General features: G+C 69.3%; 25 protein-coding genes and 1 riboswitch. Of the genes, 11 read left to right on the top strand and 14 right to left on the bottom strand.

Features of this window, described 5'->3' with window-relative positions; translation table 11 throughout:
* Positions 1–73 precede the first annotated feature (73 nt).
* The 7 genes from AC07NI_RS21690 (at position 74) to AC07NI_RS21660 (ending at position 8,338) form a co-directional block, all read left to right on the top strand.
* Complete coding sequence (locus AC07NI_RS21690; RefSeq protein ID WP_494622965.1) at positions 74–2,581, top strand: zinc-dependent metalloprotease; 2,508 nt, start codon at positions 74–76, stop codon at positions 2,579–2,581.
* Positions 2,582–2,639: 58 nt separating this feature from the next.
* A riboswitch (glycine riboswitch) is annotated at positions 2,640–2,729 on the top strand.
* Positions 2,730–2,881: 152 nt separating this feature from the next.
* Positions 2,882–3,991: a glycine cleavage system aminomethyltransferase GcvT gene (gene gcvT / locus AC07NI_RS21685; protein ID WP_494622963.1), complete on the top strand. Its 1,110-nt coding sequence runs from the start codon at positions 2,882–2,884 to the stop codon at positions 3,989–3,991.
* Positions 3,969–4,373 carry a glycine cleavage system protein GcvH gene (gcvH, locus tag AC07NI_RS21680; RefSeq protein WP_494623335.1) on the top strand — a complete coding sequence of 135 codons (405 nt, stop codon included), beginning with the start codon at positions 3,969–3,971 and terminating at the stop codon, positions 4,371–4,373. Before gcvT ends, gcvH begins: the two co-directional genes overlap by 23 nt.
* A 25-nt stretch (positions 4,374–4,398) precedes the next feature.
* The gene (gene gcvPA / locus AC07NI_RS21675; RefSeq protein WP_494622961.1) at positions 4,399–5,745 is read left to right on the top strand and encodes an aminomethyl-transferring glycine dehydrogenase subunit GcvPA; all 1,347 of its coding nucleotides are present in this window, start codon (positions 4,399–4,401) and stop codon (positions 5,743–5,745) included.
* On the top strand, positions 5,742–7,319 hold the full coding sequence (gene gcvPB / locus AC07NI_RS21670) for an aminomethyl-transferring glycine dehydrogenase subunit GcvPB (protein ID WP_494622959.1): 1,578 nt from the start codon (positions 5,742–5,744) through the stop codon (positions 7,317–7,319). Before gcvPA ends, gcvPB begins: the two co-directional genes overlap by 4 nt.
* Before the next feature lie 132 nt (positions 7,320–7,451).
* Positions 7,452–7,871, top strand: coding sequence for a hypothetical protein (locus AC07NI_RS21665; RefSeq protein WP_494622957.1), 420 nt, complete (start codon positions 7,452–7,454; stop codon positions 7,869–7,871).
* Positions 7,868–8,338, top strand: a complete 471-nt coding sequence (locus AC07NI_RS21660) for a hypothetical protein (protein WP_494622955.1) — start codon at positions 7,868–7,870, stop codon at positions 8,336–8,338. The genes AC07NI_RS21665 and AC07NI_RS21660 overlap by 4 nt, the downstream gene beginning before the upstream one ends.
* On the opposite strand, the gene AC07NI_RS21655 is transcribed toward AC07NI_RS21660, so the two are convergent.
* The 6 genes from AC07NI_RS21655 to AC07NI_RS21630 all read right to left on the bottom strand — a co-directional run bounded on the left by AC07NI_RS21655 (position 8,335) and on the right by AC07NI_RS21630 (position 12,155).
* Positions 8,335–9,417 (bottom strand): 2OG-Fe(II) oxygenase, encoded by a 1,083-nt coding sequence (locus AC07NI_RS21655; RefSeq protein ID WP_494622953.1) that lies wholly within the window; start codon positions 9,415–9,417, stop codon positions 8,335–8,337. The two genes, AC07NI_RS21660 and AC07NI_RS21655, sit on opposite strands and share 4 nt — an antisense overlap.
* Positions 9,418–9,554: 137 nt before the next feature.
* A complete protein-coding gene (locus AC07NI_RS21650; RefSeq protein ID WP_494622951.1) occupies positions 9,555–10,064 on the bottom strand; it encodes a F0F1 ATP synthase subunit B in 510 nt (169 codons plus the stop codon).
* Positions 10,065–10,074: 10 nt separating this feature from the next.
* Positions 10,075–10,608: a F0F1 ATP synthase subunit B family protein gene (locus AC07NI_RS21645; RefSeq protein WP_494622949.1), complete on the bottom strand. Its 534-nt coding sequence runs from the start codon at positions 10,606–10,608 to the stop codon at positions 10,075–10,077.
* 126 nt (positions 10,609–10,734) lie between these two features.
* Positions 10,735–10,959: a F0F1 ATP synthase subunit C gene (locus AC07NI_RS21640; protein ID WP_035047292.1), complete on the bottom strand. Its 225-nt coding sequence runs from the start codon at positions 10,957–10,959 to the stop codon at positions 10,735–10,737.
* A gap of 48 nt (positions 10,960–11,007) precedes the next feature.
* Positions 11,008–11,769, bottom strand: a complete 762-nt coding sequence (locus AC07NI_RS21635; protein WP_494622947.1) for a F0F1 ATP synthase subunit A — start codon at positions 11,767–11,769, stop codon at positions 11,008–11,010.
* Positions 11,770–11,774: 5 nt separating this feature from the next.
* Positions 11,775–12,155, bottom strand: a complete 381-nt coding sequence (locus tag AC07NI_RS21630; RefSeq protein ID WP_494622945.1) for an AtpZ/AtpI family protein — start codon at positions 12,153–12,155, stop codon at positions 11,775–11,777.
* A 359-nt stretch (positions 12,156–12,514) separates the two neighbouring features.
* Here AC07NI_RS21630 and AC07NI_RS21625 point away from each other — a divergent pair, with 359 nt between their 5' ends.
* Complete coding sequence (locus AC07NI_RS21625; RefSeq protein ID WP_494622943.1) at positions 12,515–12,907, top strand: DUF6481 family protein; 393 nt, start codon at positions 12,515–12,517, stop codon at positions 12,905–12,907.
* Between the two features lie 65 nt (positions 12,908–12,972).
* Positions 12,973–13,764, top strand: coding sequence for a TSUP family transporter (locus AC07NI_RS21620; protein WP_494622941.1), 792 nt, complete (start codon positions 12,973–12,975; stop codon positions 13,762–13,764).
* Here the strand turns inward: AC07NI_RS21620 and AC07NI_RS21615 are convergent.
* The 6 genes from AC07NI_RS21615 to AC07NI_RS21590 form a co-directional block, all read right to left on the bottom strand.
* Complete coding sequence (locus AC07NI_RS21615) at positions 13,761–14,363, bottom strand: hypothetical protein (RefSeq protein WP_494622939.1); 603 nt, start codon at positions 14,361–14,363, stop codon at positions 13,761–13,763. The two genes, AC07NI_RS21620 and AC07NI_RS21615, sit on opposite strands and share 4 nt — an antisense overlap.
* Positions 14,360–14,659 (bottom strand): autorepressor SdpR family transcription factor, encoded by a 300-nt coding sequence (locus AC07NI_RS21610; RefSeq protein ID WP_494622938.1) that lies wholly within the window; start codon positions 14,657–14,659, stop codon positions 14,360–14,362. The genes AC07NI_RS21615 and AC07NI_RS21610 overlap by 4 nt, the downstream gene beginning before the upstream one ends.
* A gap of 64 nt (positions 14,660–14,723) precedes the next feature.
* Positions 14,724–18,167 carry a chromosome segregation protein SMC gene (smc, locus tag AC07NI_RS21605; RefSeq protein WP_494622936.1) on the bottom strand — a complete coding sequence of 1,148 codons (3,444 nt, stop codon included), beginning with the start codon at positions 18,165–18,167 and terminating at the stop codon, positions 14,724–14,726.
* A 19-nt stretch (positions 18,168–18,186) separates the two neighbouring features.
* Positions 18,187–18,789: a thioredoxin domain-containing protein gene (locus AC07NI_RS21600; protein WP_494622934.1), complete on the bottom strand. Its 603-nt coding sequence runs from the start codon at positions 18,787–18,789 to the stop codon at positions 18,187–18,189.
* Positions 18,789–19,412, bottom strand: a complete 624-nt coding sequence (locus AC07NI_RS21595) for a DsbA family protein (RefSeq protein ID WP_494622932.1) — start codon at positions 19,410–19,412, stop codon at positions 18,789–18,791. The genes AC07NI_RS21600 and AC07NI_RS21595 overlap by 1 nt, the downstream gene beginning before the upstream one ends.
* A gap of 134 nt (positions 19,413–19,546) precedes the next feature.
* Positions 19,547–20,086 (bottom strand): DUF721 domain-containing protein, encoded by a 540-nt coding sequence (locus tag AC07NI_RS21590; RefSeq protein ID WP_494622930.1) that lies wholly within the window; start codon positions 20,084–20,086, stop codon positions 19,547–19,549.
* Between the two features lie 47 nt (positions 20,087–20,133).
* Between AC07NI_RS21590 and mutY the strand changes: the two genes are divergently transcribed.
* Both mutY and AC07NI_RS21580 read left to right on the top strand, forming a co-directional pair.
* Positions 20,134–21,168, top strand: coding sequence for an A/G-specific adenine glycosylase (mutY, locus tag AC07NI_RS21585; RefSeq protein WP_494622928.1), 1,035 nt, complete (start codon positions 20,134–20,136; stop codon positions 21,166–21,168).
* An 84-nt stretch (positions 21,169–21,252) separates the two neighbouring features.
* Positions 21,253–21,885, top strand: a complete 633-nt coding sequence (locus AC07NI_RS21580; protein ID WP_494622926.1) for a glycoside hydrolase family 25 protein — start codon at positions 21,253–21,255, stop codon at positions 21,883–21,885.
* Here the strand turns inward: AC07NI_RS21580 and AC07NI_RS21575 are convergent.
* Together AC07NI_RS21575 and rnhB are read right to left on the bottom strand one after the other, a co-directional pair.
* Positions 21,882–22,958: a site-specific DNA-methyltransferase gene (locus tag AC07NI_RS21575; RefSeq protein WP_494622924.1), complete on the bottom strand. Its 1,077-nt coding sequence runs from the start codon at positions 22,956–22,958 to the stop codon at positions 21,882–21,884. The genes AC07NI_RS21580 and AC07NI_RS21575 overlap by 4 nt on opposite strands.
* A 127-nt stretch (positions 22,959–23,085) precedes the next feature.
* Complete coding sequence (rnhB, locus tag AC07NI_RS21570) at positions 23,086–23,706, bottom strand: ribonuclease HII (RefSeq protein WP_494622922.1); 621 nt, start codon at positions 23,704–23,706, stop codon at positions 23,086–23,088.
* Between the last annotated feature and the right edge of the window lie 23 nt (positions 23,707–23,729).

Raw genomic sequence — 23,729 nt, 5'->3', positions numbered from 1 at the left:
CCCTCGCGGCGGTTGCAATCGCCGCGAGGGCGCACGACAGTCCCGGCCGCGCTTGTGTGCGTCGGGAGGGGTCATGAAGAAGTCCGTGGTCGCCATGTTGATGGCGAGCGTCTGTGTCAGTGCGATCGCCGCGCCAGCCTTCGCCGAGAAGGCCAAGTCCCCCGACAAGAAGACCGACAAGTACGCCGACGCCACCGCCGGCCTCGAGCGCAAGGACGGCTTGCTGCCGGTCTTCGTCGACAAGAAGGACGGCAAGATCCTGGTGCTGCTGCCCAAGCCGGGCGCGAACGGGATCGCCGGGCGCTACATCTACCAGACCTATCTGCGCTCGGGCCTGGGCTCCAACCCGACGGGCCTGGACCGTTCGGCCCCGGGCGACACTCAGATCATCGCCTTCCGCCGCGTGGGCGGCAAGGTCATCGCCCAGTTCGAGAACTGGGGCTTCTCGGCCGCGCGCGGCTCGGTCGACGAGCAGAAGGCGGTGGCCGACTCGTTCCCGATCTCCAGCGTCTGGTCGAACACCATCGAGGCCGAGAGCGCGGACGGCGGCCTGCTGGTCGATGTCACCAGCTTCCTGACCCGTGACGCCCAGGGCGTCGCCAAGACCCTCAAGCGCAGCAAGCAGGGCGACTTCCGCCTGAACGACGGCCTGTCCTATGCCGATACCGGGGCGGTGAACGTCTTCCCGCTGAACGTCGAGCTGGAGGCGGTCGAGACCTTCGTCGGTGACGATCCGGGTTCGGAGGTGCGTGGCATCGTCCCCGATCCGCGCAACGTCACCCTGGCCCTGCACCACTCGTTCGTGGCCTTGCCGGAGCCTGGCTACACGCCGCGCCAGAACGACCCGCGCGTCGGCGTCATCGACCATACCGTGGCCGACTATTCCGCGCCGCTGAGCGAGCCGGTCGTCTATCGCCTGGTCCACCGCTTCCGGCTGGAAAAGACCGACCCGACCGCCGCCCGCTCGCCGGTCAAGAAGCCGATCGTGTTCTATGTCGACCGCGCCGCGCCCGAGCCGGTGCGCTCGGCCCTGATCGAGGGCGGCCGCTGGTGGAACCAGGCGTTCGAGGCCGCCGGCTTCATCGACGCCTTCAAGGTCGAGCTGCTGCCCGAGGGCGTCAGCCCGCTGGACGCCCGCTACAGCGTCGTCAACTGGGTGCACCGCCAGACGCGCGGCTGGTCGTATGGCCACGCGGTGGTCGACCCGCGCACGGGAGAGATCATCAAGGGCGACGTGCTGCTCGGCTCGCAACGGGTCCGCCAGGACCGGCTGATCTTCGAGGGGTTGGAAGGCGCCGACAAGACCGGCCAGGGCGGTCCCAACGATCCGATCGAGATTTCGCTGGCCCGCCTGCGCCAGCTGGCCCCGCACGAGATCGGCCACTCGATCGGCCTGCAGCACAACTTCGCCGCCAGCACCTATGGCGACCGCGCCTCGGTGATGGACTATCCGGCGCCGCGCATCGCCATCAAGAACGGCCAGCTCGACTTCTCCGACGCCTATGGGCGTGGCGTGGGGGCCTGGGACAAGTTCGTGATCGACTGGCTGTACGGCGTCGCCCCGGCAGGAACCGACGAGAAGGCCTGGCTGAAGGCCAAGGCCGACAAGAGCCAGGCCGACGGCCTGCGCTACGTCTCCGACGAGGACGCCCGCGCCGCCGACACGGCCCAGCCGATCGGCGCGGTGTGGGACAACGGCTCGGACCCGGTCGTCGAGCTCGACCACCTGATGGCCGTGCGCAAGATCGCCCTGGACCGCTTCGGACTGCCCAACCTGCCCAAGGGCGCGTCGGTGGCGGACCTGCGCCGCATCGTCGTGCCGATCTACATCTTCCACCGCTACCAGGTGGACGCGACGGCCAAGCTGGTGGGTGGGATCGACTTCACCTACGGCGCCGAGGGCGATGGCCGCGAGGCCAGCAAGATCGTCCCGGCCGCCCGCCAGGCCGGCGCCATCGACGCCCTGCTGCGCACGCTCAGCCCGGCCGCGCTGGACCTGTCGGACAAGACCCTCGACGTCCTGACCTCGGGCCAGTCGCAGGGCAACGACAAGGCCAACGACATCGAGACCTTCGGCCAGGGTCCGGTCTTCGACCTGCCGGCGACCGCCGACGTGGCCGCCGACCTCGTCTGGGGCGACCTGTTCGCCCCGGCGCGCCTCAACCGCCTGATGGAGGCCAAGCGCCGCGACGCCGCCCAGCCGGGCGTCGAGGGGCTGCTGGACAAGACCCTGGCCTTCGCCGCCTTCGACGGCAAGGCGACCGGGCGTCAGGCCGAGCTGGCCCGCCGCGTTCGCCAGCGGATGGTGGTCAATCTGGCCAACGCCCTGGGCGACAAGGACCTCTCGCCGACCGCCGCCGCCGTGATCCGCGCGCGCCTGGCCGACTGGGGCAAGGGCCTGAAAACCGTCGCCGCCGGTGACGCCGCCGACCGCGCACAGGCCCGCGCCCTGGCCGGCGTGGTGTCCGACGAAAGCGGCGGCCGTCTGGCCGCGCTGGTCGAGGACGGCAAGGCCAAGGTCGCCATCCCGCCCGGCCCGCCGATCGGCGAGGACGACTGGTTCGGGGGCTTCTGGCTCTAAGGCGAACGGCGCCGGCAGGCCGTGCTTGACTCGCACGGCCTGCTCCCGCACTACGCCGACGACCCCAGCGGGAGACATCGGGATTCGTCCCGAGGCCGAAGGCGCAACCGCCCCGGAAACGCTCAGGCAAAAGGACCGCGCGGGTTTAGGAACGCTGGAAAGTAGTCTCCCGAAAGGGCGGCTCGCCGAAGGAGCAAGGCTGTCTCAACAGCCGGAATCTCTCAGGCCTAAGGGACAGCGGGGGCGCGACCAGTCGGCGAGAGCCGACCGTCTCGCCGACCCCGCTTGGAGCCCGCGCCAGTGACCGAAGATCTCAAGAAGACCCCGTTGTACGACGCCCACGTGGCGCTGGGCGCGCGCATGGTGCCGTTCGCGGGCTATTCCATGCCGGTGCAGTACAAGGACGGCGTGCTGAAGGAGCACCTCTGGACACGTGAGCACGCAGGCCTGTTCGACGTCTCGCACATGGGCCAGGCGCGCCTGCGCGGCGACAACCCGGCCAAGAGCTTCGAGAAGGTCGTCTCGGCCGACTACCAGGGCCTGAAGGCCGGCAAGCAGCGCTATGGCGTGCTGCTGAATGCCGACGGCGGGATCATCGACGACCTGATGACCGCGCGTCCGGACGACGACGGCCTGTTCGTCGTGGTCAACGGCGCTTGCAAGGACAACGACTACAAGATCATCGCCGACGCCCTGGCCGGCGAGGCCACCGTGACCCGTCTCGAGGATCGCGCGCTGCTGGCGCTGCAAGGTCCCGAGGCCGCAGCCGTGCTGGCCGCCCATGTGCCGCAAGCCGCCGGCATGGTGTTCATGGACACCGTCGCCCTGACCGCCTTCGGCGTCGACGCGATCATCTCGCGCTCGGGCTATACCGGCGAGGATGGCTACGAAATCTCGGTCCCGGCCGAGGCGGCCGAGCGCATCTGGAACACCCTGCTGGCGGACGAACGCGTCAAGCCGATCGGCCTTGGCGCGCGCGACAGCCTGCGTCTGGAAGCCGGCCTGCCGCTGTACGGCCATGACCTGGACGAGACCGTCTCGCCGATCGAGGGCGGCCTGAACTTCGCCGTCGGCAAGTCGCGCCGCGAGGCCGGCGACTACCTGGGCGCGGCCCGGATCGCCAAGGAACTGGCCGGCGACCTCGGCCGCGTCCGCGTGAACCTCAAGGTGCTGGAAGGCGCTCCGGCCCGTGAAGGCGCCGAGATCGCCGACGAAGCGGGCAATGTCATCGGCAAGGTGACCAGCGGCGGCTTCGCCCCCAGCCTGGGCTTCCCCATCGCCATCGGTTTCGCCCCGCCGGCCTATGCGGCCGTGGGCACGAAGCTCAAGGTCATCGTTCGTGGCAAGCAGGCGGCCGCCGAAGTCGTGGCTACCCCGTTCGTCGCCAATCGTTACGTCCGCAAACTCTAATCAAGGGCCGACAGAGATGCGTTTCACCAAAGATCATGAATGGGTCATCGTCCAAGGCGACGTGGCCACCGTCGGCATCACCGCCTACGCCGCCGAACAACTGGGCGACGTGGTGTTCGTGGAAGTGCCGGAAGCCGGCAAGACCGTGAAGCAGGGCGACAACCTCGCCGTCGTCGAAAGCGTCAAGGCCGCCTCGGACGTCTACGCCCCGGTGTCGGGCGAAGTCGTCGAAGGCAATGCCGAGCTGGGCGATGCGCCGGAGACCGTCAACGCCCTGCCGGAAAGCGGCGGCTGGTTCGCCAAGATCAAGCTGTCGAACCCGGCCGAGGTCGACGCCCTGATGGACCGCGACGCCTATGAAGCTTTCCTGAGCACCCTCTAACTTTCGACCCGACGAAAGCAGATCAATGCGTTACCTCCCCCTGACCCCCGAAGACCGCGTCGAGATGCTCGGCGCGATCGGCGTGACGTCGATCGACGACCTGTTCATCGACGTGCCGGCCTCGGCCCGCCGTAGCGGAACCGTCGACCTGCCGCTGCACGCCGGCGAAATCGAAGTCGAGCGCGAGATGGCGGGCCTGGCCCGTCGCAATCGCGCCGCGGGGGAGGGACCGTTCTTCTGCGGGGCCGGCGCCTATCGCCACCATGTGCCGGCCACGGTCGACCACATCATCCAGCGGTCGGAATTCCTGACCAGCTACACGCCCTACCAGCCGGAAATCGCCCAGGGCACCCTGCAGGTGCTGTTCGAGTTCCAGACCCAGGTCGCGGCCCTGACCGGCATGGAAGTGGCCAACGCCTCGCTCTATGACGGCTCGACCGGCGCGGCCGAGGCCGTGATGATGGCCCAGCGCGTCACCCGCCGGAATAAGGCGGTGATGTCGGGCGGTGTCCACCCGCACTACATCGAGACCATCGAGACCCTGGCCCACGCGGCCGGCGTCACGACCCAGGCTATGCCTGCGGCCATCGACGCCGAGGACGCGGTGATCGCCGCCATCGACGCCGACACCGCCTGCGTCGTCGTCCAGACCCCGAACGTGTTCGGCACGGTCACCGACGTCACCAAGATCGCCGAAGCCGCCCACGCGGCCGGCGCGCTGCTGATCGTGGTGACGACCGAGGCCGTCTCGTACGGCCTGCTGAAGTCGCCCGGCGAGATGGGCGCGGACATCGCCGTGGCCGAGGGCCAGTCGATCGGCAACGGCCTGAACTTCGGCGGCCCCTATGTCGGCCTCTTCGCCTGCAAGGAAAAGTTCGTTCGCCAGATGCCGGGCCGCCTGTGCGGCGAGACGGTTGACGCCGACGGCAAGCGCGGTTTCGTGCTGACCCTGTCGACCCGCGAGCAGCACATCCGCCGCGACAAGGCGACCTCGAACATCTGCACCAATAGCGGCCTGTGCGCCCTGGCGTTCTCGATCCACATGAGCCTGTTGGGTGAGACCGGCCTGCGCCAGCTGGCCGCCCTGAACCACCAAAAGGCGGTCGCCCTGCGCGACGCCCTGAAGGCCGTGCCGGGCGTCGAGATCCTGACCCCGCGCTTCTTCAACGAGTTCGCCATCCGCCTGCCGCGCAACGCCGCCGACACGGTCGAGACCCTGGCCAACAATGGCGTCATCGCCGGCGTGCCGTTCTCGCGCCTCGACGCCGACGCGGGCCTGGACGACGTGCTGCTGGTCGCGGCCACCGAGACCACGCTCGACATCGACATCACTTTCTTCGCCAAGATCCTCAGCAAGGCGGTGGGCCAATGAGCATGAACAACGTCGGCCGCCCCACGCGCCCTGAAGCCGCCGCTAACGATGCCGGTGGTCACGAGACCCTGACGGGCAATCGCGGCCTGCTGCAGAACGAAGCGCTGATCTTCGAACTGGACGGCTGGAACAAGACCGGCGTCGACCTGCCGCAAGCCGCCGCGCCGTCGAGCGATCTGGCCGGCCTGCTGCGCGCCGAGCCGATCGGCCTGCCGGGTCTGTCGGAGCCCGAGGCCGTCCGCCACTACGTGCGCCTCAGCCAAAAGAACCACGCCATCGACCTGGCGCTGTATCCGCTGGGCTCGTGCACGATGAAGCACAATCCGCGCCTGAACGAGAAGATGGCGCGCCTGCCGGGCTTCTCGGACATCCACCCGCTGCAGCCGCAGTCGACCGTGCAGGGCGCCCTGCAGCTGATGGACCGCCTGGCCCACTGGCTGAAGACCCTGACCGGCATGCCCGCCGTCGCCCTGAGCCCCAAGGCCGGCGCCCACGGCGAGCTGTGCGGCCTGCTGTCCATCCGCGCCGCCCACGAGGCGGCCGGCAACGGCCACCGCAAGACCGTCCTGGCCCCGACCAGCGCCCACGGCACCAACCCGGCCACGGCGGCCTTCGTCGGCTACACCGTCGTCGAGATCGCCCAGACCGAGGACGGCCGGGTCGACCTGGCGGACCTGGAGTCCAAGCTCGGCGACCACGTGGCCGCGATCATGGTCACCAACCCCAACACCTGCGGCCTGTTCGAGCGCGACGTCGTCGAGATCGCACGCCTGACCCATGCGGCGGGCGCGTACTTCTACTGCGACGGCGCCAACTTCAACGCCATCGTCGGCCGCGTGCGCCCGGGCGACCTGGGCGTCGACGCCATGCACATCAACCTGCACAAGACCTTCTCGACGCCCCACGGCGGCGGCGGTCCGGGCGCGGGTCCGGTGGTGCTGTCCGAGGCCCTGGCGGCCTTCGCGCCCACGCCGTGGCTGGTCCACGACGACAACGGCTTCTCGATGGTCGAGCACGCCGGCGAGGAGGGGGCCGCGACCGCCTTCGGCCGGATGAGCGCCTTCCATGGCCAGATGGGCATGTACGTCCGCGCCTATGCCTACATGCTGAGCCACGGGGCCGACGGCCTGCGCCAGGTGGCCGAGGACGCCGTCCTCAACGCCAACTACATCAAGGCCCAGCTGAAGGACGTGATGAGCCCGGCGTTCCCGGACGGCCCGTGCATGCACGAGGCCCTGTTCGACGACGCCTGGCTGGAAGGCACCGGCGTCACCACGCTCGATTTCGCCAAGGCGATGATCGACGAGGGCTTCCACCCGATGACCATGTACTTCCCGCTGGTCGTCCATGGCGCGATGCTGATCGAGCCGACCGAAACCGAGAGCAAGCAGGAGCTGGACCGCTTCATCGAGGCGCTTCGCCTGCTGGCCGGCGCGGCCAAGGCCGGTGATGCGGAACGCTTCAAGGGCGCGCCGTTCCACGCCCCGCTGCGTCGCCTCGACGAGACGTTGGCGGCCCGCAAGCCCCGGTTGAGGTGGAAACCTGTGGCAGCGGCGCCACTAGCTGCTGAATAGCAAATTCCATACCCCCTTGCGACCAGAGGGCGCCTTTACGGCGCCCTCATCGGTCCACATATCGGGGTTGCGCATCCGGGCTGACTGGCTTTTCCAGGGAGCAAGTGGCGCGCAGGCCCGTTCCGTCCACCCATGACTGCTCTCGCACTCGCCATGCCGCGCGCCCGACGCACCGCCGATGACCTCGCCCGTGAGCTCATCGCGCGATTCCTGCGCGTCATTCTGGTGACGCTGGGCGTGCTGCTGGTCATCGGCGGCATACTGATCGCGCCGCTGCCGGGCCCGATGGGCCTGCCGCTGACCGTGGTCGGCCTGATGCTGGTGCTGCGCAATTCGTTCAAGGCCCGCAAGCAGTTCGTCCGCTTCCAGCACGCTCACCCCAAGCTGATCTTCCCGCTGCGCCGCCTGCTGCGCCGCGAGCCGGAAGTGGTGCTGGTGGCCTGGCAGCAGGCCCTGCGCGTCGAGCGCCTGGTCGTGCCGCGCAAGTGGCGCATGGCCGTCCGCTGGCGCAAGTCCTTCAAGCTCCGCGCCCTGAAGCGCAACGCACGGTGAACGCGGTCGCCACCATCGACGACATCAAGCACAGGGTTCGGCGCCGCGCGCGACTGGCCTTGCTGCTGCGCGAGTCCGCGGCCCGCGCCTTCCGCTGGATCGCCATCGGCTTTGGCACGCTGGTGATCCTGGCCGGCGCGGTGCTGACGCCGCTGCCGGGGCATCTGGGCCTGCCGCTGCTGGTCATCGGTCTGATGATCGTGCTGCGATATTCGTTCGCCGCCCGGAAGACCTTCATCCGTTGGCAGAAGCGCCACCCCAAGCTGGTCTTCCCGATCCGCCGCCTGATGCGCCGCGAGCCGGAAGTGCTGCTGGTCGTCTGGCAGCAGATGCTCCGTACCGAGAAGCTCGTTTTGCGCCGGGCCCGCTGGCGGCTGCTGAAGAAGACCCGCAAGAGCGTCAAGAAGTACGTCGTGCGGAAGATGGCTCAAAATTCCGCCAAGAAGGCGCCCGCCAAAGCCGCCTAGGACGCCGTCTCCGCCGGCTTGCCGGCCGTGTAGCGATAACCCTCGATCCCGACGTGCTCGACGTTCTCCTCGCGCACCTGCGCGGCCGCCTCGTCATAGAGGAACGGCAGGAAGGCGTAGCGCTTGCCGCGCGTCACCGGCCGCGCCTCGTGCAGCAGCGAGCACGAGAACACGACCGCCCCGCCCGTCGGGGCGCGGTAGGTCTTGGCCCCGAACTCCGGGAAGCACAGGTCGCCGCCCTCGTAGTCCTCGGCGTTCAGGTTGATGGTGACGGCGAAGCGGCGGTGGGCCGTGCCCTTCGTCGTGTTGTCCCGGTGTGGCCGGAAGAAGCCGTTGTCGGCCGCGTCGTAGCAGGCCACCAGGTCGCGCTCCATGCGGGTGGGCAGGAACTGGAAGACGCGGACGATCTGCGGGGCCAACCGGCGCTGGATGCGGGCTCGGACGGCGTCGCGCAGCTCGCCAGGCGGCAGCATCAGGTCGCGGCGGACCTTGTGGCTGGGGTCGCGGATCTCGACGGTCTTGCCGTCCACCTCGCGCATGAAGCCCGAAGCCGTGCCGCCGTCGGCCTCATAGGCCGCGATCAGGGCCTGGCAGATTTCCGGCTCGAAGAGGCGCGGCACGACCAGCACGGGGGCCATCAGCTCGACGCCGGCATGGACGGCGGGCGGGGGCAGGGCGGGCAGGATCTGGCGCAGCCGGTCGGTCTGGTCCGCCGGCAGGGTCAACAGCACCCGGAAGTTCGGATCGATCAGCACCCAGCCCGACCACGCGCCCAGGCCCAGGGCGGCGGTCGCCGAGCCGTCCTGATCCAGCATCCAGCGCGCGCCAGGGAGGGTGTCGGTGCGCGCGGCCCAGCGGTCGGGATCGCGCAGCAGGCCGAAGGCCGCCAGGTCGTCCCCAGTCAGTAGCGCGGCCTGGTCGGCCATCAGGGCTTCGGCCGCCCCGATGAACGCGTCGTCGCCGTCCGCGACCAGGGCCAGCAGCAGGTAGCGGCCGGCCACGGTGTCCAGCGTGTAGCGGGGATTGGCGCGCGTCGCGGCGCGGAACATCGGCGCGGGATCGCCGGGCGCCAGCAGCATGTCGTCGTCCTTCGGTCGGTCTTCGAAAGGAGAGTCTACACAACCGGGCGTGGTCGGCGCCATGGCGACAAACCCAAAAAGAAAGGGCGCGGACCTCGCGGCCCGCGCCCTCTTTTCTTGTCCGATGGAGCCGGCTGCTATTGCAGCTTGGCGCCCATCTGGCCGATGGCCTGATCGACCAGCGGGTCGCTCTTGGTCACGGCGAGGCGGGCGGCCAGGACGGTCTCGGCGGCTTGCGCGGCCAGATCGACCGCGGCGGCCTTCACGTCGGCGGCGGCTTGAGCCTCGGCCTGGGCGATCTTGCGTTCGGCCATCTCGGCGCGGCGCTTGATCTGCTCGTCGAGCTTTTCCTTGGCTTCCTCGGCCAGACGCTTGGCGTCGGCCTTGGCGGCTTCCAGCATGCCCGTCGCTTGACGTTCGGCTTCCTCGCGCTGGGCCTTCACGTCCGCGAGCAGGGCCTGGGCCTCTTCACGCAGTTGCTGGGCTTCGTCGAGCTCGGCCTTGATCTTGGCGGCGTAACCGTCGAGGGCGCCGAACAGCGCGCCCGGCAGGACCTTCAGGAAGACCAGCAGGCCGAAGAAGATCACCAGGGCGACCAGAACCCAGAATTCCGGGTTCGAGAGGCTGAACAGGGATTCGTGTTCCATCTTCAGCTCCTTAGGCCAGGGCCGACTTCAGCTCGGCGGCGGTGGCCACCTTGCCGGTCAGCTTCTCGACGATCGCGCTGGCCGTGTCCTGGGCCACTTCGCGGACATGGCTCATGGCCGTGTCGCGGGCGGCCTGGATCGAAGCTTCGGCCGCGGCCAGCTTCTCGGCCAGGGCGGCCTCTTCCTTGGCCTGACGCTCGGCGGCTTCGGCCGAAGCCTTGGCCTTCGCATCGGCAGCCGTCTTCTGGGCCTTGGCGCGAGCCTCGGCCACTTCGGCGGCGGCGGCGCGAGCCTGGGCTTCAGCCTCGTCCTTCATGCGACGGGCGTCGGCGATGTCGCCGGCGATCTTGCCGCCGCGCTCGTCGATCGCGCCGCTGACGCGGGGCAGGAGCACCTTCGACAGCACGACGTAGAGAACGGCGAAGATGAGCAGCAGCCAAACGATCTGGCCCGCCCAGTGCTCGAACTGCAGCTGCGGAAGGCCGCCGCTTTCGTGCTTGGGGGCTTCAGTCGTCTCGACCGTGCCGTGATGTTCCGTCGCCATGGGCGAAGGCGCCTCTCAGCTAGTGCGCTTGGAGCGGGCCGTGATCCGGCCCGCTCCAGGAAGCGCGAGAAAACAAAAGCATGGAGCGCGTCGCTTCCGGTGAAGCGCCGCGCCCCAGGGATCCGATTACGAGAACAGGATCAGGAAGGCGATGACCAGGGCGAAGATGCCCAGGGCTTCCGTCAGAGCCATGCCGAGGAACAGCATCGGGCGCTCTTGAGCGGCGGCGGTCGGGTTGCGCAGGGCGCCTTGGAAGTAGTTGCCGAACATCACGCCCAGGCCAATGCCCGCGCCGATCATGCCGAGCATGGCCAGGCCAGCGCCGATGTACTTAGCTGCAGCAGCGTCCATGATAGAGACTCCTTGAAGAGGGTATTTGTTGGAAAGACTAAAGGTTGATCAGTGGCTGTCGAGGTGCACGACGTCGTTGATGTAGACGCATGCGAGCACCGCGAACACGAAGGCCTGCAGGAAGGCCACCATGAACTCGAGGGCCGTCAGGGCGACGACCGAGGTCAGGGCCAGGGCCGAACCGGCCCAGCCCAGCACGCCGAGACCGCCCAGGGCGATCACGAAGCCGGCGAAGATCTTCAGCACGACGTGGCCGCCCAGCATGTTGCCGAACAGACGAAGGCCCAGGGTGATCGGACGGATCAGGAACGACAGGATCTCGATCGGCACCAGCAGGAAGTACAGCGGCCACGGCACGCCCGACGGGGCGAACAGCTTGAAGAACTTCAGGCCGTTCTTGGCGAAGCCGACGGCGACCACGGTCAGGATGACCATCAGGCCCAGCGTCAGGGTCACGGCCAGTTGCGACGTGGCGGTGAACACCAGAAACATGCCCTGGAGGTTCATGAACAGCACGAAGGCGAACAGCGTGAAGATGAAGGGCAGGAACTTCTTGCCGTCGTGGCCGATGATCGACTCCGCGAGCCCATCGACCAATCCGTAGAGCATCTCGCCCACCGACTGCAGTCGGCCCGGGATGACCGCCTTGCGGGCGGCCAGGCTGTAGAACGTGACGACCAGCAGGGCGGCCAGCATCATCGCGGCCACGGAGTTCGTGATCGACAGGTCGATCGCGCCGAGGCCGGGAACGGTCACGGTGGGCAGTTCCACGATCTTCTGGATCTGGAACTGGTGCATCGGATCGGCCATAGGCCCTAGTCTCTCTTCTGCTTGGGGACGGTTGGCCCGTCTCCCGTGTCTCCGTCGGCATTCCCTTGAGGGGACGGCGCCGACGCCTGCGCGCTCAGTTTCATCGCCTTGCGGACGATGGAGAATATCGCGAGCCCAAGACCGATCAGCAGACCGCCGACCATGCCCCAGGGGCTCGTGTGGACGTAATGGTCGAGAAGCCAGCCGAAGCCGATACCCACCAATACGCCCCCGATCAAATCCGCCAGGAGGCGATAGCCGTCCTGGTTGGCCTTTTCGGACGCGGCTTTCACCGGCTTCTCCGCCGCCTTCCTCGCCTCAAATGCGTCGAGCCGAGCGTCGAGGCTAGTCAGAGCCTTGTCGTTCGGTTCGTCGGCCTTGGGCATGGGAGCGGCAGGTCCGAAAACGCCGCGGGCGCGCCAAAACAAGGCGCAATTCCGGCCGGCTTGATCGGCGCGGAACCTATAGACCTCGCTGCGGTGCGTCAAGGCGAGCGCTTCGCGGGCCAAGTGACGGGAATACTTAAGGATTTAGCCGTCCGTTTCAAGGAAGGGCAAAACCATCCCCTTTTCATTCGATCGGTTATTCCGCCGCGCCCCTACCGAAAGCGGGAACGGCTTCCTACATCGAGCGCGTTCTCTTGGCGCCACACCCCCTAGGCAAGGTGGGGCGGAACCCGATGACGCATTGATTTTTTCGTCGATCTGGGGTTTAGAGCCGCCGCCTCCAAACAATACGAAGATTCATGTCGCACCTGAAGAACACCGGATTCGCCGATCGCATTTCCTCGCAGCAGGAAGCCAAGAAGGCCATGCTGGCTAAGTTCAAGGCCAAGCCGACGGTCCAGGACCCCGATTTCGACAAGCGCGAAGAACAACGCGCCGCCGAACTCGAAGCCGTCCGCGCCGCTCGCGCTGAAGCCAAGGAAAAGGCCCGTCTCGAAGCCCTGGCGCGCGAAGAAGAAGTCGCCGCCGTCCGGCGCGCCGAGCGCAAGGAGCGCAAGGCTCTGGAAGCCGCCGAGCAACGCGTCCGCAAGGAAGAGAAGGCTCAAGCCCGCGACGAGCTCCGCGCCCTGGGCAAGACGACCAACTCCAAGCAGGACCGCGCTCACCAGTGGGCCAGCCTCTGGACGAGCTGAGTTAAGGGGTCCTTCGGGGCCCTTTTTCTTTGCCTGACGTCCTGAAAGGGACCAATGAGCCGCTCATGGTCCATCTCGATGTCATCGCCAGTCTGTTCGTGGTCGCCGCCCTGGCGGGCGCGCTCGACGCCATAGCCGGCGGCGGCGGACTCGTGACCCTGCCCGCCCTGCTGCTGGCCGGCCTGTCGCCGGTCCAGGCCTTGGGCACCAACAAGCTCCAGGGCTCGATGGGCGCGCTGTCCTCGACGATCGCCTTCGCCCGTCGCGGCCTGATCGACTGGAAGACCGCCCTGCCGGTCGCCGGCGCGGCCGCGATCGCCGGCCTGTGCGGCGCGCTTTGCGCCAGCCTGCTGTCGCCGCAGCTGCTGCGGGCCATCGTGCCGCTGCTGCTGATCACCATCGCCCTCTATTTCGGCTTCTCCCGAGCCCTCAAGGCCGAGGACGTCGCCCCGCGCATGGCGCTGATCCCGTTCGCCTGTTTCGTCGCGCCGCTGGTCGGTTTCTACGACGGCATCTTCGGGCCCGGCGCGGGGGCCTTCTACATGGTCGCGATCGTCACCCTGCTGGGCTATGGCGTGCTCAAGGCCACGGCCCACACTAAGCTGGCCAACGCCGCCAGCAACCTGGGCAGCCTCGTCCTGTTCATCCTCAAGGGCGCGGTCGTCTGGCCGATCGGCCTGGCCATGGCCGCCGGCGCCTTTCTCGGCGCCCAGGTCGGCTCGAGGCTCGCGATGCGCTTCGGGCCCAAGCTGATCCGGCCGCTGCTGGTGGTGATCTCGTGCGCCATGGCCGTGAAGCTGCTGGCCGACCCGGCCAATCCCCTGCGCCACGCGGTCGTAGGACTGTTCGCCAGCTAGAGTCCGGCCGAGGCCTGCCGCTGGACCTGGCTCATCGCCACGACGCTGGCGAAGGCGCAGGCCAACGCCGCCAGCAGGCCCGACAGCGGCAGGACCAGGGCGCAGGCGGTCAGCGCCAGGCCCAGCAGCACCAAGCCGCGTCCCGTCCCGCGCGTGGCGCGCCCCCAGTCACCGCCCAGGTCCGCCCCCGGCGCCGCGCGCTTGGCGAAGACATTGCCTCGCACCAGCATGGCCAGGCCGAAGAAGGCCACGGCCAGGCGGACGACGAATTCGCGATCGAGACCTTCGGCCTCCAGATAGACCGCCGCCATCCACGCCTGCACGGCCAGGACGAGGCTGAAATGCGCGACCAGGGTCAGGGCGACGAAGCCGGCCTCGTAGCGGCTGGCCTTCGGATTGGCCGCGTGGTCGGCGAAGGCCAGCAGGGCGGCCAGGATCGGCGGGATCGCCAGCAGGATCAGCGGCCGGAACGGCCTGGGGCCCGTGAAGATCGCGGCGATGTCGCCGGCTTCGCGCCAGCGCCACAGCAGAGGGCCGACCGCCAGGGCCAGCGAGGCGACGGCCATCAGGGTCAGCGCGGACTTCAGGTGGCGGTTCATGCCTTGCCCTTGGCCTCCCCGGAGGCGCCGCCCAGCGCGCCGATGCCGACCGTCTCGGCGAAAGCCAGCAGGGCGTCTTCCAGCACCGACAGGCTGAGGCTGTAGGTGATGGTCGTGCCACGCTTGTCGGCAAGGATCAGCCCCGCGCCGCGCAGCACGGCGAAGTGGGCCGACATGGTGGCCTTGGAGCTCTCGAACTGGTCGGCCAGCTCGCCCGCGGTCATCGGCCGCTGGCGTAGCAACTGCAGCACACGGCGGCGGGTCGGATCGGCCAAGGCTTTGAACACTTCGCTCATGTTCATTATTTAGCTAAACAGCGAATTATGAGTCAAGCCGCCTTCGGGTCGTGACGATCAGCTGCTAAGCCGCGACCAGCTTCTCGGCGGTGGAGAGGTCGACGCTGACCAGCTGGCTGACGCCGCGCTCGGCCATGGTGACGCCGAACAGGCGGTCCATCCGGCTCATGGTCACCGGGTTGTGGGTGATGGCGATGAAGCGGGTCTGGGTCCGCCGGCGCATCTCGTCCAGCATGTTGCAGTAGCGGTCGACGTTGGCGTCATCCAGCGGCGCGTCGACTTCGTCCAGCACGCAGATCGGGGCCGGATTGGCCAGGAAGACGCCGAAGATCAGGGCGCTGGCGGTCAGGGCCTGCTCGCCGCCGCTCATCAGGCTCATGCTGGCCATGCGCTTGCCGGGCGGGCAGGCGAAGATCTCCAGACCGGCTTCCAGCGGGTCGTCGCTCTCGATCAGCTTCAGCTCGGCCTGGCCGCCGCCGAACAGCGCCTGGAAGAGGGTCTGGAAGTTGGCGTTGATGACGTCGAAGGCGGCCAGCAGGCGCTCGCGGCCCTCGGCGTTCAGCTCCTCGATGCCGGCCCGCAGCTTGCCGACCGCGCCCGACAGGTCGGCGCGCTCGATCCGCATGGTCTCCAGGCGGCCGGCATATTCCTGGGCTTCTTCCTCGGCGCGCAGGTTCACCGGGCCGATGGCGTCGCGCTCGCGTTCCAGGGCGAACAGGTGGGCCTCGACCCCCGCGGCGTCCTTCGGCACGGCCACGGCCTCGCCGGCGACGTGGCGGCCCAGCTCCTCGGGCTCCATGCGGGCCTGCTCGCGGATGGCCGAGGCGACCTCGCCGAAGCGCTGGCGGGCCCCGTCCAGGTGGGCGACCAGGGCGGCGCGCTTCTCGCGGGCCTCGCCAGCGGCCTGCTCGGCGGCCCGGGCGGCGCGGTCGTTGTTGAGGCGCAGGGTCTCGGCGGCTTCCAGAGCGTCGCTGGCCTTGGCGCGACGGGCCTCGGCGGCGCCGAACTCGTCGAGCAGGACGAGCAGCTTCTCTTGCAGCGCCGCCGGGGCCTCGCGGGCGCCCTCGAGGGCGGCGGCGGCTTTCACGCGGTCGCCTTCGAGGGATTCGGTGCGCTTGCCGGCGCTCTCGGCGCGCTTGGCCCAGTCGGCGCGGTCGCGTTCCAGGCTCTCCAGGCGGCGCTGGCGGCCGGCGCGTTCGCGGGTCTCGACGTCCAGGGCCGTGCGGGCGGCGCTGGCGGCCTCGCGGGCCTGGGCAGAGGCCTGGCGGGCGGCGGCCAGCTCCGGCTGCAGATCGCCTGAGGTCTGAGCGGCGGCGTGGGCTTCGCGAGCGAGAGCCAGGGCTTCGTCGACCTCGGTCTTCTCGGCCTCGAAGCGGGCGATGGTGTCGTCCAGCGACTGGGCGCGGGCGGCGCGCATGGCCTGCTCGCGCTCGAACTTGGCGACTTGTTCGCGGGCGCCGTTCAGCAGGCGCTCGGCGTCGGGCGGCCCCCGGCGTTTGTCGCGCAGCAGGTCCTCGACGGCGCGCATGCGATCGGCGGCGGTCTTCAGGGCGGCGGCGGTGGCCTCGGCGCGCGGGGCCATGATGTCGATCTCGGTCTCGACCTCGGCCAGGCGCGTGCGCTGCTCCAGCCGCACGGCGGCGGGCTTGGGCGCGTCGGCGCGAGCCACGAAGCCGTCCCAGCGCCACAGGTCGCCTTCCTTGGACACCAGCCGCATGCCGGGCTTCAGCGCCGCTTGCAGCCGGTCGCCATCGGCGCGGGCCACGACGGCCACGTGCGAGAGGCGGGCGGCCAGGGCGGGCGGAGCCTTGACCAGCAGAGCCAGCGGCTGCGCGCCCTCCGGCCAGGTCGGGGCAGGAGCCTCGGCGCCGCCCCAGTAGGACGGGGCCTTGGAGTCTAGCGCGGCGTCCAGGTCGTCGCCCAGCGCCGCCGCCAGGGCCGCGCCATAGCCCTTGTCGGGCGCGACGCTGTCCAGAGCCGGGGCGTGGCCGCTCTTGGAGCGCGGGGCGGTCAGTTGGGCCAGGCCCCGGGCCTCGGTGCGCAGGCGACCCAGCTGGTCCTCGACATTGCGGGCCAGCTGGCGGGCCTGGGCCTCCTGCTCGGCGGCCTTGACGCGTTCGTTCTCGGCCTCCTCCAGCGCCGCGCGCGCGGCGGCCAGGGCCGCTTCGGCATTGGCGAAGCGTTGGCGGGCGTCGGCGGCGGCCGGGTCGACCTCGGGACCGACGGCGGCGCGTTCGGCCTTGGCCTGGTCGAGGGCGCGGTTGGTGCGGCTGGCACGGGCCTCGGCTTCCGAGAAGCGGGCGGCGGCGGCGCGGAACTGGGCCTCTTCGGCGGCGACGCGGGCGGCGAGTTGCTCGACCTCGGTCTCGGCGGCGGCGCGAGCCTCCTCGGCGGCCTTGGCGGCAGCGGCCAGTTCGGGGCCTCGCTCCGGCGCGGCGGCGACCAGGTCGCGGACCTCGGTCAGCTCGGCGTCGATGCGGGCGAGGGCCGTGGCGGCGTCACCCTTGGCCTGGCTCTCACGCGCAAGGTCGTCGTCGATACGCGCCAGGTCGTTCTTCAGGCGCTCGAACTCGGCGGCGGCGGCCTCGGCCTCGCGCTCGGCGCGGTCCTTCTGGATGGCCAGCTGGCCCAGGATCGCCTGGGCGATGGTCGCCTCCTCGCGCAGGGGCGGCATGGCGGCCTCGGCCTCGGTGATGGCGACCTGGGCGGCGGCGCTGGCGCGGGCGGTGTCCTCAACTAGGCGGGCGGCGTTGGTGGCCTCGCTGGTGGTCCGCTCCAGCGTGTCGCGGGCCTCGGTCCAGCGGGTGTAGAGCACCGCACCCTGCACCGCGCGGATCTCGGACGACAGGCGCTTGTACTTCTCGGCCTGGCGGGCTTCGCGGCGCAGGCGGTTCAGGGCCGTCTCCAGCTCGCGGGCGACGTCCTCCAGCCGGGCGAGGTTGCTCTCGGCGGCGCGCAGGCGCAGCTCGGCCTCGTGGCGGCGGGTGTGGAGCCCCGAGACCCCGGCCGCCTCTTCCAGGATGCGGCGGCGGTTCTGGGGCTTGGCGCCGATCAGCTCGCTGATCTGGCCCTGGCGGACCAGGGCCGGCGAGTTGGCGCCCGTCGAGGCGTCGGCGAACAACAGCTGGACGTCGCGAGCCCGCACCTCGCGGCCATTGATCTTGTAGGTCGAGCCCTCGCCGCGATCGATGCGGCGGACGACCTCCAGCACCGGGTCGTCGTTGAACTGGGCCGGGGCCGTGCGGTCGGAATTGTCGATGGTCAGGGCGACGTCGGCGTGGTTGCGGGCCGGGCGCGCGCCGCTGCCGGCGAAGATCACGTCGTCCATGCCGCCGGCCCGCATGGCCTTGGCCGAGTTGGCGCCCATCACCCAACGCAGGGCTTCCAGCAGGTTCGACTTGCCGCAGCCGTTCGGGCCGACGATGCCCGTCAGTCCGGGCTCGATCCGGAACTCGGTCGGCTCGACGAAGGACTTGAAGCCCGAAAGGCGAAGGCGCTGGAACTGCACGCGGCGGTCCCGTTGAGACTTAGCCCTTCGCCGCGGTGGCGAAGGCCTTGGACAGGGCGGCGAAGTCGTTGCCGTCGACGCTGGCGCCGTTGACGAAGAAGGTCGGCGTGCCCTCGACGCCGTCATTGACCGCCTTGGCCATGCGGTCGTTGACCGCCTTCAGCGCGGCGGCGTCGTTCAGGGCGTCGCTGAACTGCTTGTCGGTCAGACCGTACTGCTTGCCGATCGCCTGCAGGCCCTCGAACAGCTTCTCGCTGCGATAGATCTCTTCCTGCTTCTGGAAGAGGGTGGTCAGCACGTCGAAATACTTGCCCGGGATCCGGCGGCACAGGATGAAGCCGGCCGCCGCGAACTCGGGCGGCGGGGTCAGGAACTCGCGGAAGACCAGTCGCACCTTGCCGGTGTCGATGAAGGTCTTGCGGACCTGCGGCTGGATCGTCGTCCACCAGTGGGCGCAGTGCGGGCAGCTGGCCGAGGCGTAGACCACCAGCTGTACCGGCGCCTTGGGCGAACCCAGCACCATGTCGCCGGGCGCGGGCGGCAGCGGCGCGGCGCGCGCGGACGAGGCCACAGCCGTGACGGCCAGGCCGGAGACGATCAGCGCGCGCCGGTCGAGGGTCATTACTTCGAGGCTTCCGCGATGGCGGCGTCCAGCTGGGCCAGGGTGACCTCGCCGCCGGACTCGCCGCCGACCTTCTTGCCGTTGACGATGAAGGTCGGGGTGCCTTCGATCTTGTCGGCCTTCATCTGCTTGTCGATGCGCTCGGCCGAATTGGCGGCGTTCTCGTCGGTCAGGCAGCTGTTGAACTGCTCTTCGCTCATGCCGGCGGCCTGGGCGATGGTCAGCAGCTCGCCGCGGATGTCGCCGGTTTGGAAGATGCGCATCTGGGCGTGATAGATCGCGTCCGTCACCTGGAAGTACTTATCCTTGCCGGCGCAGCGGGCCAGCATGGCGCCGGCGTTGGCCAGGCGCGGCTCGCCGGTCAGGGCTTCGCGGGCCACGTAGTTGACCTTGCCGGTGTCGATGTACTTGGCCTTGAAGGACGGGAAGACCTCCTCGTTCCACTTGGCGCAGTGCGGACAGGCGACCGAGGCGTACTCGACCACGGTGACCTTGGCGGCGGCGTTGCCCAGGGTCATGTCGTCGGCCGTGACCTTGGTACCCTTGGGACCGCAGGCAGTGAGAGCGCCCAGCGAGGCGGTGAGGGCGACGGCGGTCAGGAGCCGGCGGGTCAGCGGACGCATGTTCGATCTTCCTTGGCAGTAGGCGGGGGCAGCGGAACGGTGAAGTTAAGCGCGATTCTTAGGCCCAAAGAAAAGGGCAAGGGTAAGGCTTGCAACAGCGTGATCACGGCCCGGTTGTCAATTGGATCGTCGCTCTAGGGATGCTCGCGCAGTACGCCCCGGCCCAGTTTCAGCAAGGCGTCCTTGAGGCCGCCTTCGGGCTGCTCGGCCAGGCTGTCGCTGAGCTGCTTCTCCAGCGCCGCGTCCAGCGGCGGCTTGCGGCGAGGCCGAGTGGCGACGGGCGCGGCTGTGGCCTTCACGGGACCCTGGACGATGCGCAGGCGGGTGACCACGCCCTTGCCCAGCAGCATGTCGAGGCGGGCGGTGATCTGCGGGGCCTGATGCTGGATCAGCGAGGCCACGGGCCCGTCGACGCGCAGCTCCAGCGCGCCGCCCTCGCCGTTGCGGCCCTTGATGATGCGGACGGGCTCGGTGCGGCGCGCCAGCGTGTCGCCGACGATCTCGCGCCAGCGGGACTGGAGGACGGCGGGACCCTTGCCGAACCGCTCTTCCAGCTGCTTGAGCAGCGGCGCCAGGTTCTTGCTGGCGGGCGGGGGCGGACGGCGCTGCGGGCGCGTGCGCTTGCTGCGCAGGATCGCGAGGGCTTCTTCCGCGGTGGGCAGGGGACGGCGCATGCGAGGAAACTAGCATGCCGGGCTCGGTTCGCGGTAGGCGAGGGACGATGAAACACCGCGACGCCATCCGCTCGGCCTTGCTGGCCTGGTACGACGCCCAGGCCCGGACCCTAGCCTGGCGCGTCAGCCCCGCCGACCGCCGCGCCGGCGTGCGCGGCGATCCCTACCGCGTCTGGCTGTCGGAGGTGATGCTGCAGCAGACCACCGTGCCGCACGCCACGCCGTACTTCCTGGGCTTCACGGAACGCTGGCCGACCGTTTCGGACCTCGCGGCCGTCGAGGACGGCGACCTGATGGCCGCCTGGGCGGGGCTCGGCTACTACGCCCGGGCCCGCAACCTGCTGGCCTGCGCCCGCGCCGTGGCCGGCCAGCACGGGGGCGTCTTCCCGGACACCGAGGAGGCCCTGCGCGCCCTGCCGGGCGTCGGGGCCTATACCGCCGCCGCCGTGGCCGCGATCGCCTTCGACCGCGCCGCCAATGTCGTCGACGGCAATGTCGAGCGGGTGATGTCGCGCCTGTTCGCCGTCGAGGCGCCGATGCCCGACGCCAAGCCCGAGCTGAAGGCCCTGGCCGGCGAGCTGGTCACCGACGACCGCCCCGGCGACTGGGCGCAGGCGCTGATGGATCTGGGGGCCACGGTCTGCAAGCCGAAGGCCCCGCTGTGCGACCGCTGCCCGATCTCGACCTGGTGCGCGGCGTTCAAGGGCGGCGCGCCGGAGACCTATCCGCGCAAGACCAAGAAGGCCGACCGCCCGCGCCGCCATGGCGTCGCCTACGTCCTGACGCGCGGCGACGAGGTCGCCCTGGTTCGCCGGCCGCCGAAGGGCCTGCTGGGCGGGATGCTGGGCCTGCCGACCAGCGATTGGCGCGCCGCGCCGTTCTCCGACGCCGAAGCGGTCGCCGCCGCCCCGGCCGCCGTCCGCTGGCGCGACCTCGGCGCGGTCGAGCACGTCTTCACCCACTTCTCGCTAACCCTGCGGGTGTTCGCGGCCGAGGGGGACGGCGACTTCGTCTGGACGCCGCGCGAGGGGCTGGGGGCGCTGCCCAGCGTGTTCCTGAAGGCGGCCTTGGCCGCTGAGTGATTGCTCTGATTTCGGGAATCTAAATCCGAGACAACCTTTGGCTTCAATGGCAAGGTCCGGCGCTCAGAGCCGGGAGACGCCGTCATGGCCACGACCAACGCCATCATCGACCTGTCGCACCACAACAGCGCGCCGGACTTCGCCCAGATCGTCGCCGGCGGGGTGATCGGCGTGCTGCATAAGGCCACCCAGGGGCTGACCTATGTCGATCCCGAATACGCCGCCCGGCGCGATCCCGCCCAGGCTGCCGGGCTGCTGTGGGGCGCCTATCACTTCGGCGACGGTGAGGATCCGACCGCTCAGGCCGACCACTTCCTGGCGACCGTGGGCGCGGACAACGCCGACATGCTGCTGGTCCTGGATTTCGAGCAGAACACCGGCGGGACCAGCATGAGCCTGGATCAGGCCCGGACCTTCGTCACCCGCATCCAGGCCCAGACCGGACGCTGGCCCGGCTTCTATTCGGGTAGCTGCATCAAGCAGTTGCTGGGCGACCAGAAGGACCCGGTGCTCAGCCAATGCTGGTTCTGGTTGGCGGAATACGGCGACACCGCGATCGTGCCGCCGAACTGGCCCAGCTGGACCCTGTGGCAATACACCGACGGCGTGAACGGCCCGGAGCCGCACACCGCCGACGGTGTCGGCCCCTGCGACCGCGATCAGTACAACGGCGACGCGGACTCGCTGCGGGCCTTCTGGTCGAAGGGCGGAGCCTAGTTCATCCCCGCGCGGACCTGGGCGCGCAACACATCGATGGGGGCCAGGCCCGCGTCGGTCTTGAAGTGCCAGTAGGTCCAGCCGTTGCAGGCCGGTGCGGACTGCACCAGGGCGCCGATCTTGTGGATCGAGCCCGACAGGTCGCCGACCGTGATCGAGCCGTCCGGACGCACCTTGGCGGCGTGGTTGCCCTTGCTGCAGTACAGCGTGTCGCCCGGCGACAGCAGGCCGCTCTCGACGATGGTGCCGAACGGCACGCGCGGCTCGGCGCGCTTGGAGCCCATCACGTCCAGGTCTTCCGGCGCGATCGGCACGACCTTGGCGATGCGGGCCTTGGCGTGTTCCAGATATTCGGCCTCGCGCTCGATGCCGATGAACTTGCGGCCCAGGCGCTTGGCGGCCGCGCCGGTGGTGCCGACGCCGAAGAACGGGTCGAGGATCACGTCGCCCGGCTTCGTGGTCGACAGGATGACGCGATACAGCAGGGCTTCCGGCTTCTGGGTCGGATGGGCCTTGTTGCCGTCGGCGCCCTTGATGCGCTCCTCGCCGGTGCACAGCGGGATGGTCCAGTCCGAGCGCATCTGCACCTCGTCATTGGCCATCTTCAGGGCGTCGTAGTTGAAGGTGTAGCGCTTGGCGTTCTGGCTCTTGGAGGCCCAGATCAGGGTCTCGTGGGCGTTGGCGAAGCGGGTGCCCTTGAAGTTGGGCATCGGGTTGGACTTGCGCCAGACGATGTCGTTGAGGATCCAGAAGCCCAGGTCCTGCACGGCCACGCCGACGCGGAAGATGTTGTGATAGCTGCCGATCACCCAGATCGCGCCGTCGTCCTTCAGGACGCGGCGGGCGGCCTTCAGCCACTCGCGGGTGAACTTGTCGTAGGCGGCGAAGCTCTCGAACTGGTCCCAGTGGTCGTCGACCGCGTCGACCTTGGAATTGTCGGGACGCAGCAGGTCGCCGCCCAGCTGAAGATTGTAGGGCGGATCGGCGAAGATCAGGTCGACCGACTTCTCCGGCAGGGCGTTCATCTGCTCGATGCAGTCGCCCAGGATGATGGTTTCCGGCCCGAACTTCATGGTCCCGCGTCCCAATAAAAGAGAACGGAATCATGAGTCTTGCTGGTAAATGCCGCGTGAGCAGACGTGGTTAGCGGGGCGTTAACTACGGTGTTTGAGTCTAATCAGACTCAAAATCTGTGGGCAATCAGGCCTCTAGCTCACCGGCAAGCGCGGCCTTCACCGGGGCCCAGCCCATGCGGTGGATCGGCGAGGGGCCCAGCTTGCGCAGGCCCTCGACGTGGATCGGGGCGTGATAGCCCTTGTGGCCGGCGAAGCCGTAGCCGGGATAGACCGCGTCCATCTCGACCATGATCCGATCGCGGGCTTCCTTGGCCAGGATCGAGGCTGCGGCAATTGAGCACGACAGGCTGTCGCCCTTGACCACGGTCTTTACCGTGCAGGGCAGCTTGAAGGCGTAGTTGCCGTCCACCAGCGCGAAGGCCGGCGTCACGTGCAGCCCCGCGACCGCCCGGTGCATGGCCAGGCCCGCGGCGTGCAGGATGTTGAGCTGCGCGATCTCCTCGATCGTGGCCATGCCGACGCACCAGGCGATGGCGATGGCCTTGATCTCTTCCTCCAGGCCCGCGCGGGCCTTGGCGGTCAGTTTCTTGGAGTCGTTGAGGCCCTTGGGGATGCGGTCGGGGTCCAGGATCACCGCGCCGGCGCTGACCGGCCCGGCCCAGGGACCGCGCCCGGCCTCGTCCACCCCGCAGACCGGTCCCGGTCCGCAGGCCAGTTCCAGCATCATGTCGGGTCCGGTGCGCATGGGGCGGTGTTTAGGCCGGTTCG

Source organism: Caulobacter sp. GW821-FHT10E02 (assembly GCF_059415225.1).
Note: the sequence above shows the minus strand (reverse complement) of the source record. Positions and strands in the feature narration are given on the sequence as shown.

Bases quoted from the DNA above. Each gene is read 5' to 3' on its own strand.
- AC07NI_RS21690 (WP_494622965.1), top strand. From the start codon at position 74: ATGAAGAAGTCCGTGGTCGCCATGTTGATGGCGAGCGTCTGTGTCAGT.
- gcvPA (WP_494622961.1), top strand. From the start codon at position 4,399: ATGCGTTACCTCCCCCTGACCCCCGAAGACCGCGTCGAGATGCTCGGC.
- gcvPB (WP_494622959.1), top strand. From the start codon at position 5,742: ATGAGCATGAACAACGTCGGCCGCCCCACGCGCCCTGAAGCCGCCGCT.
- AC07NI_RS21665 (WP_494622957.1), top strand. From the start codon at position 7,452: ATGACTGCTCTCGCACTCGCCATGCCGCGCGCCCGACGCACCGCCGAT.
- AC07NI_RS21655 (WP_494622953.1), bottom strand. From the start codon at position 9,417: ATGCTGCTGGCGCCCGGCGATCCCGCGCCGATGTTCCGCGCCGCGACG.
- AC07NI_RS21650 (WP_494622951.1), bottom strand. From the start codon at position 10,064: ATGGAACACGAATCCCTGTTCAGCCTCTCGAACCCGGAATTCTGGGTT.
- AC07NI_RS21645 (WP_494622949.1), bottom strand. From the start codon at position 10,608: ATGGCGACGGAACATCACGGCACGGTCGAGACGACTGAAGCCCCCAAG.
- AC07NI_RS21640 (WP_035047292.1), bottom strand. From the start codon at position 10,959: ATGGACGCTGCTGCAGCTAAGTACATCGGCGCTGGCCTGGCCATGCTC.
- AC07NI_RS21635 (WP_494622947.1), bottom strand. From the start codon at position 11,769: ATGGCCGATCCGATGCACCAGTTCCAGATCCAGAAGATCGTGGAACTG.
- AC07NI_RS21630 (WP_494622945.1), bottom strand. From the start codon at position 12,155: ATGCCCAAGGCCGACGAACCGAACGACAAGGCTCTGACTAGCCTCGAC.
- AC07NI_RS21625 (WP_494622943.1), top strand. From the start codon at position 12,515: ATGTCGCACCTGAAGAACACCGGATTCGCCGATCGCATTTCCTCGCAG.
- AC07NI_RS21620 (WP_494622941.1), top strand. From the start codon at position 12,973: ATGGTCCATCTCGATGTCATCGCCAGTCTGTTCGTGGTCGCCGCCCTG.
- AC07NI_RS21615 (WP_494622939.1), bottom strand. From the start codon at position 14,363: ATGAACCGCCACCTGAAGTCCGCGCTGACCCTGATGGCCGTCGCCTCG.
- AC07NI_RS21610 (WP_494622938.1), bottom strand. From the start codon at position 14,659: ATGAGCGAAGTGTTCAAAGCCTTGGCCGATCCGACCCGCCGCCGTGTG.
- AC07NI_RS21600 (WP_494622934.1), bottom strand. From the start codon at position 18,789: ATGACCCTCGACCGGCGCGCGCTGATCGTCTCCGGCCTGGCCGTCACG.
- AC07NI_RS21595 (WP_494622932.1), bottom strand. From the start codon at position 19,412: ATGCGTCCGCTGACCCGCCGGCTCCTGACCGCCGTCGCCCTCACCGCC.
- AC07NI_RS21590 (WP_494622930.1), bottom strand. From the start codon at position 20,086: ATGCGCCGTCCCCTGCCCACCGCGGAAGAAGCCCTCGCGATCCTGCGC.
- mutY (WP_494622928.1), top strand. From the start codon at position 20,134: ATGAAACACCGCGACGCCATCCGCTCGGCCTTGCTGGCCTGGTACGAC.
- AC07NI_RS21580 (WP_494622926.1), top strand. From the start codon at position 21,253: ATGGCCACGACCAACGCCATCATCGACCTGTCGCACCACAACAGCGCG.
- AC07NI_RS21575 (WP_494622924.1), bottom strand. From the start codon at position 22,958: ATGAAGTTCGGGCCGGAAACCATCATCCTGGGCGACTGCATCGAGCAG.
- rnhB (WP_494622922.1), bottom strand. From the start codon at position 23,706: ATGCGCACCGGACCCGACATGATGCTGGAACTGGCCTGCGGACCGGGA.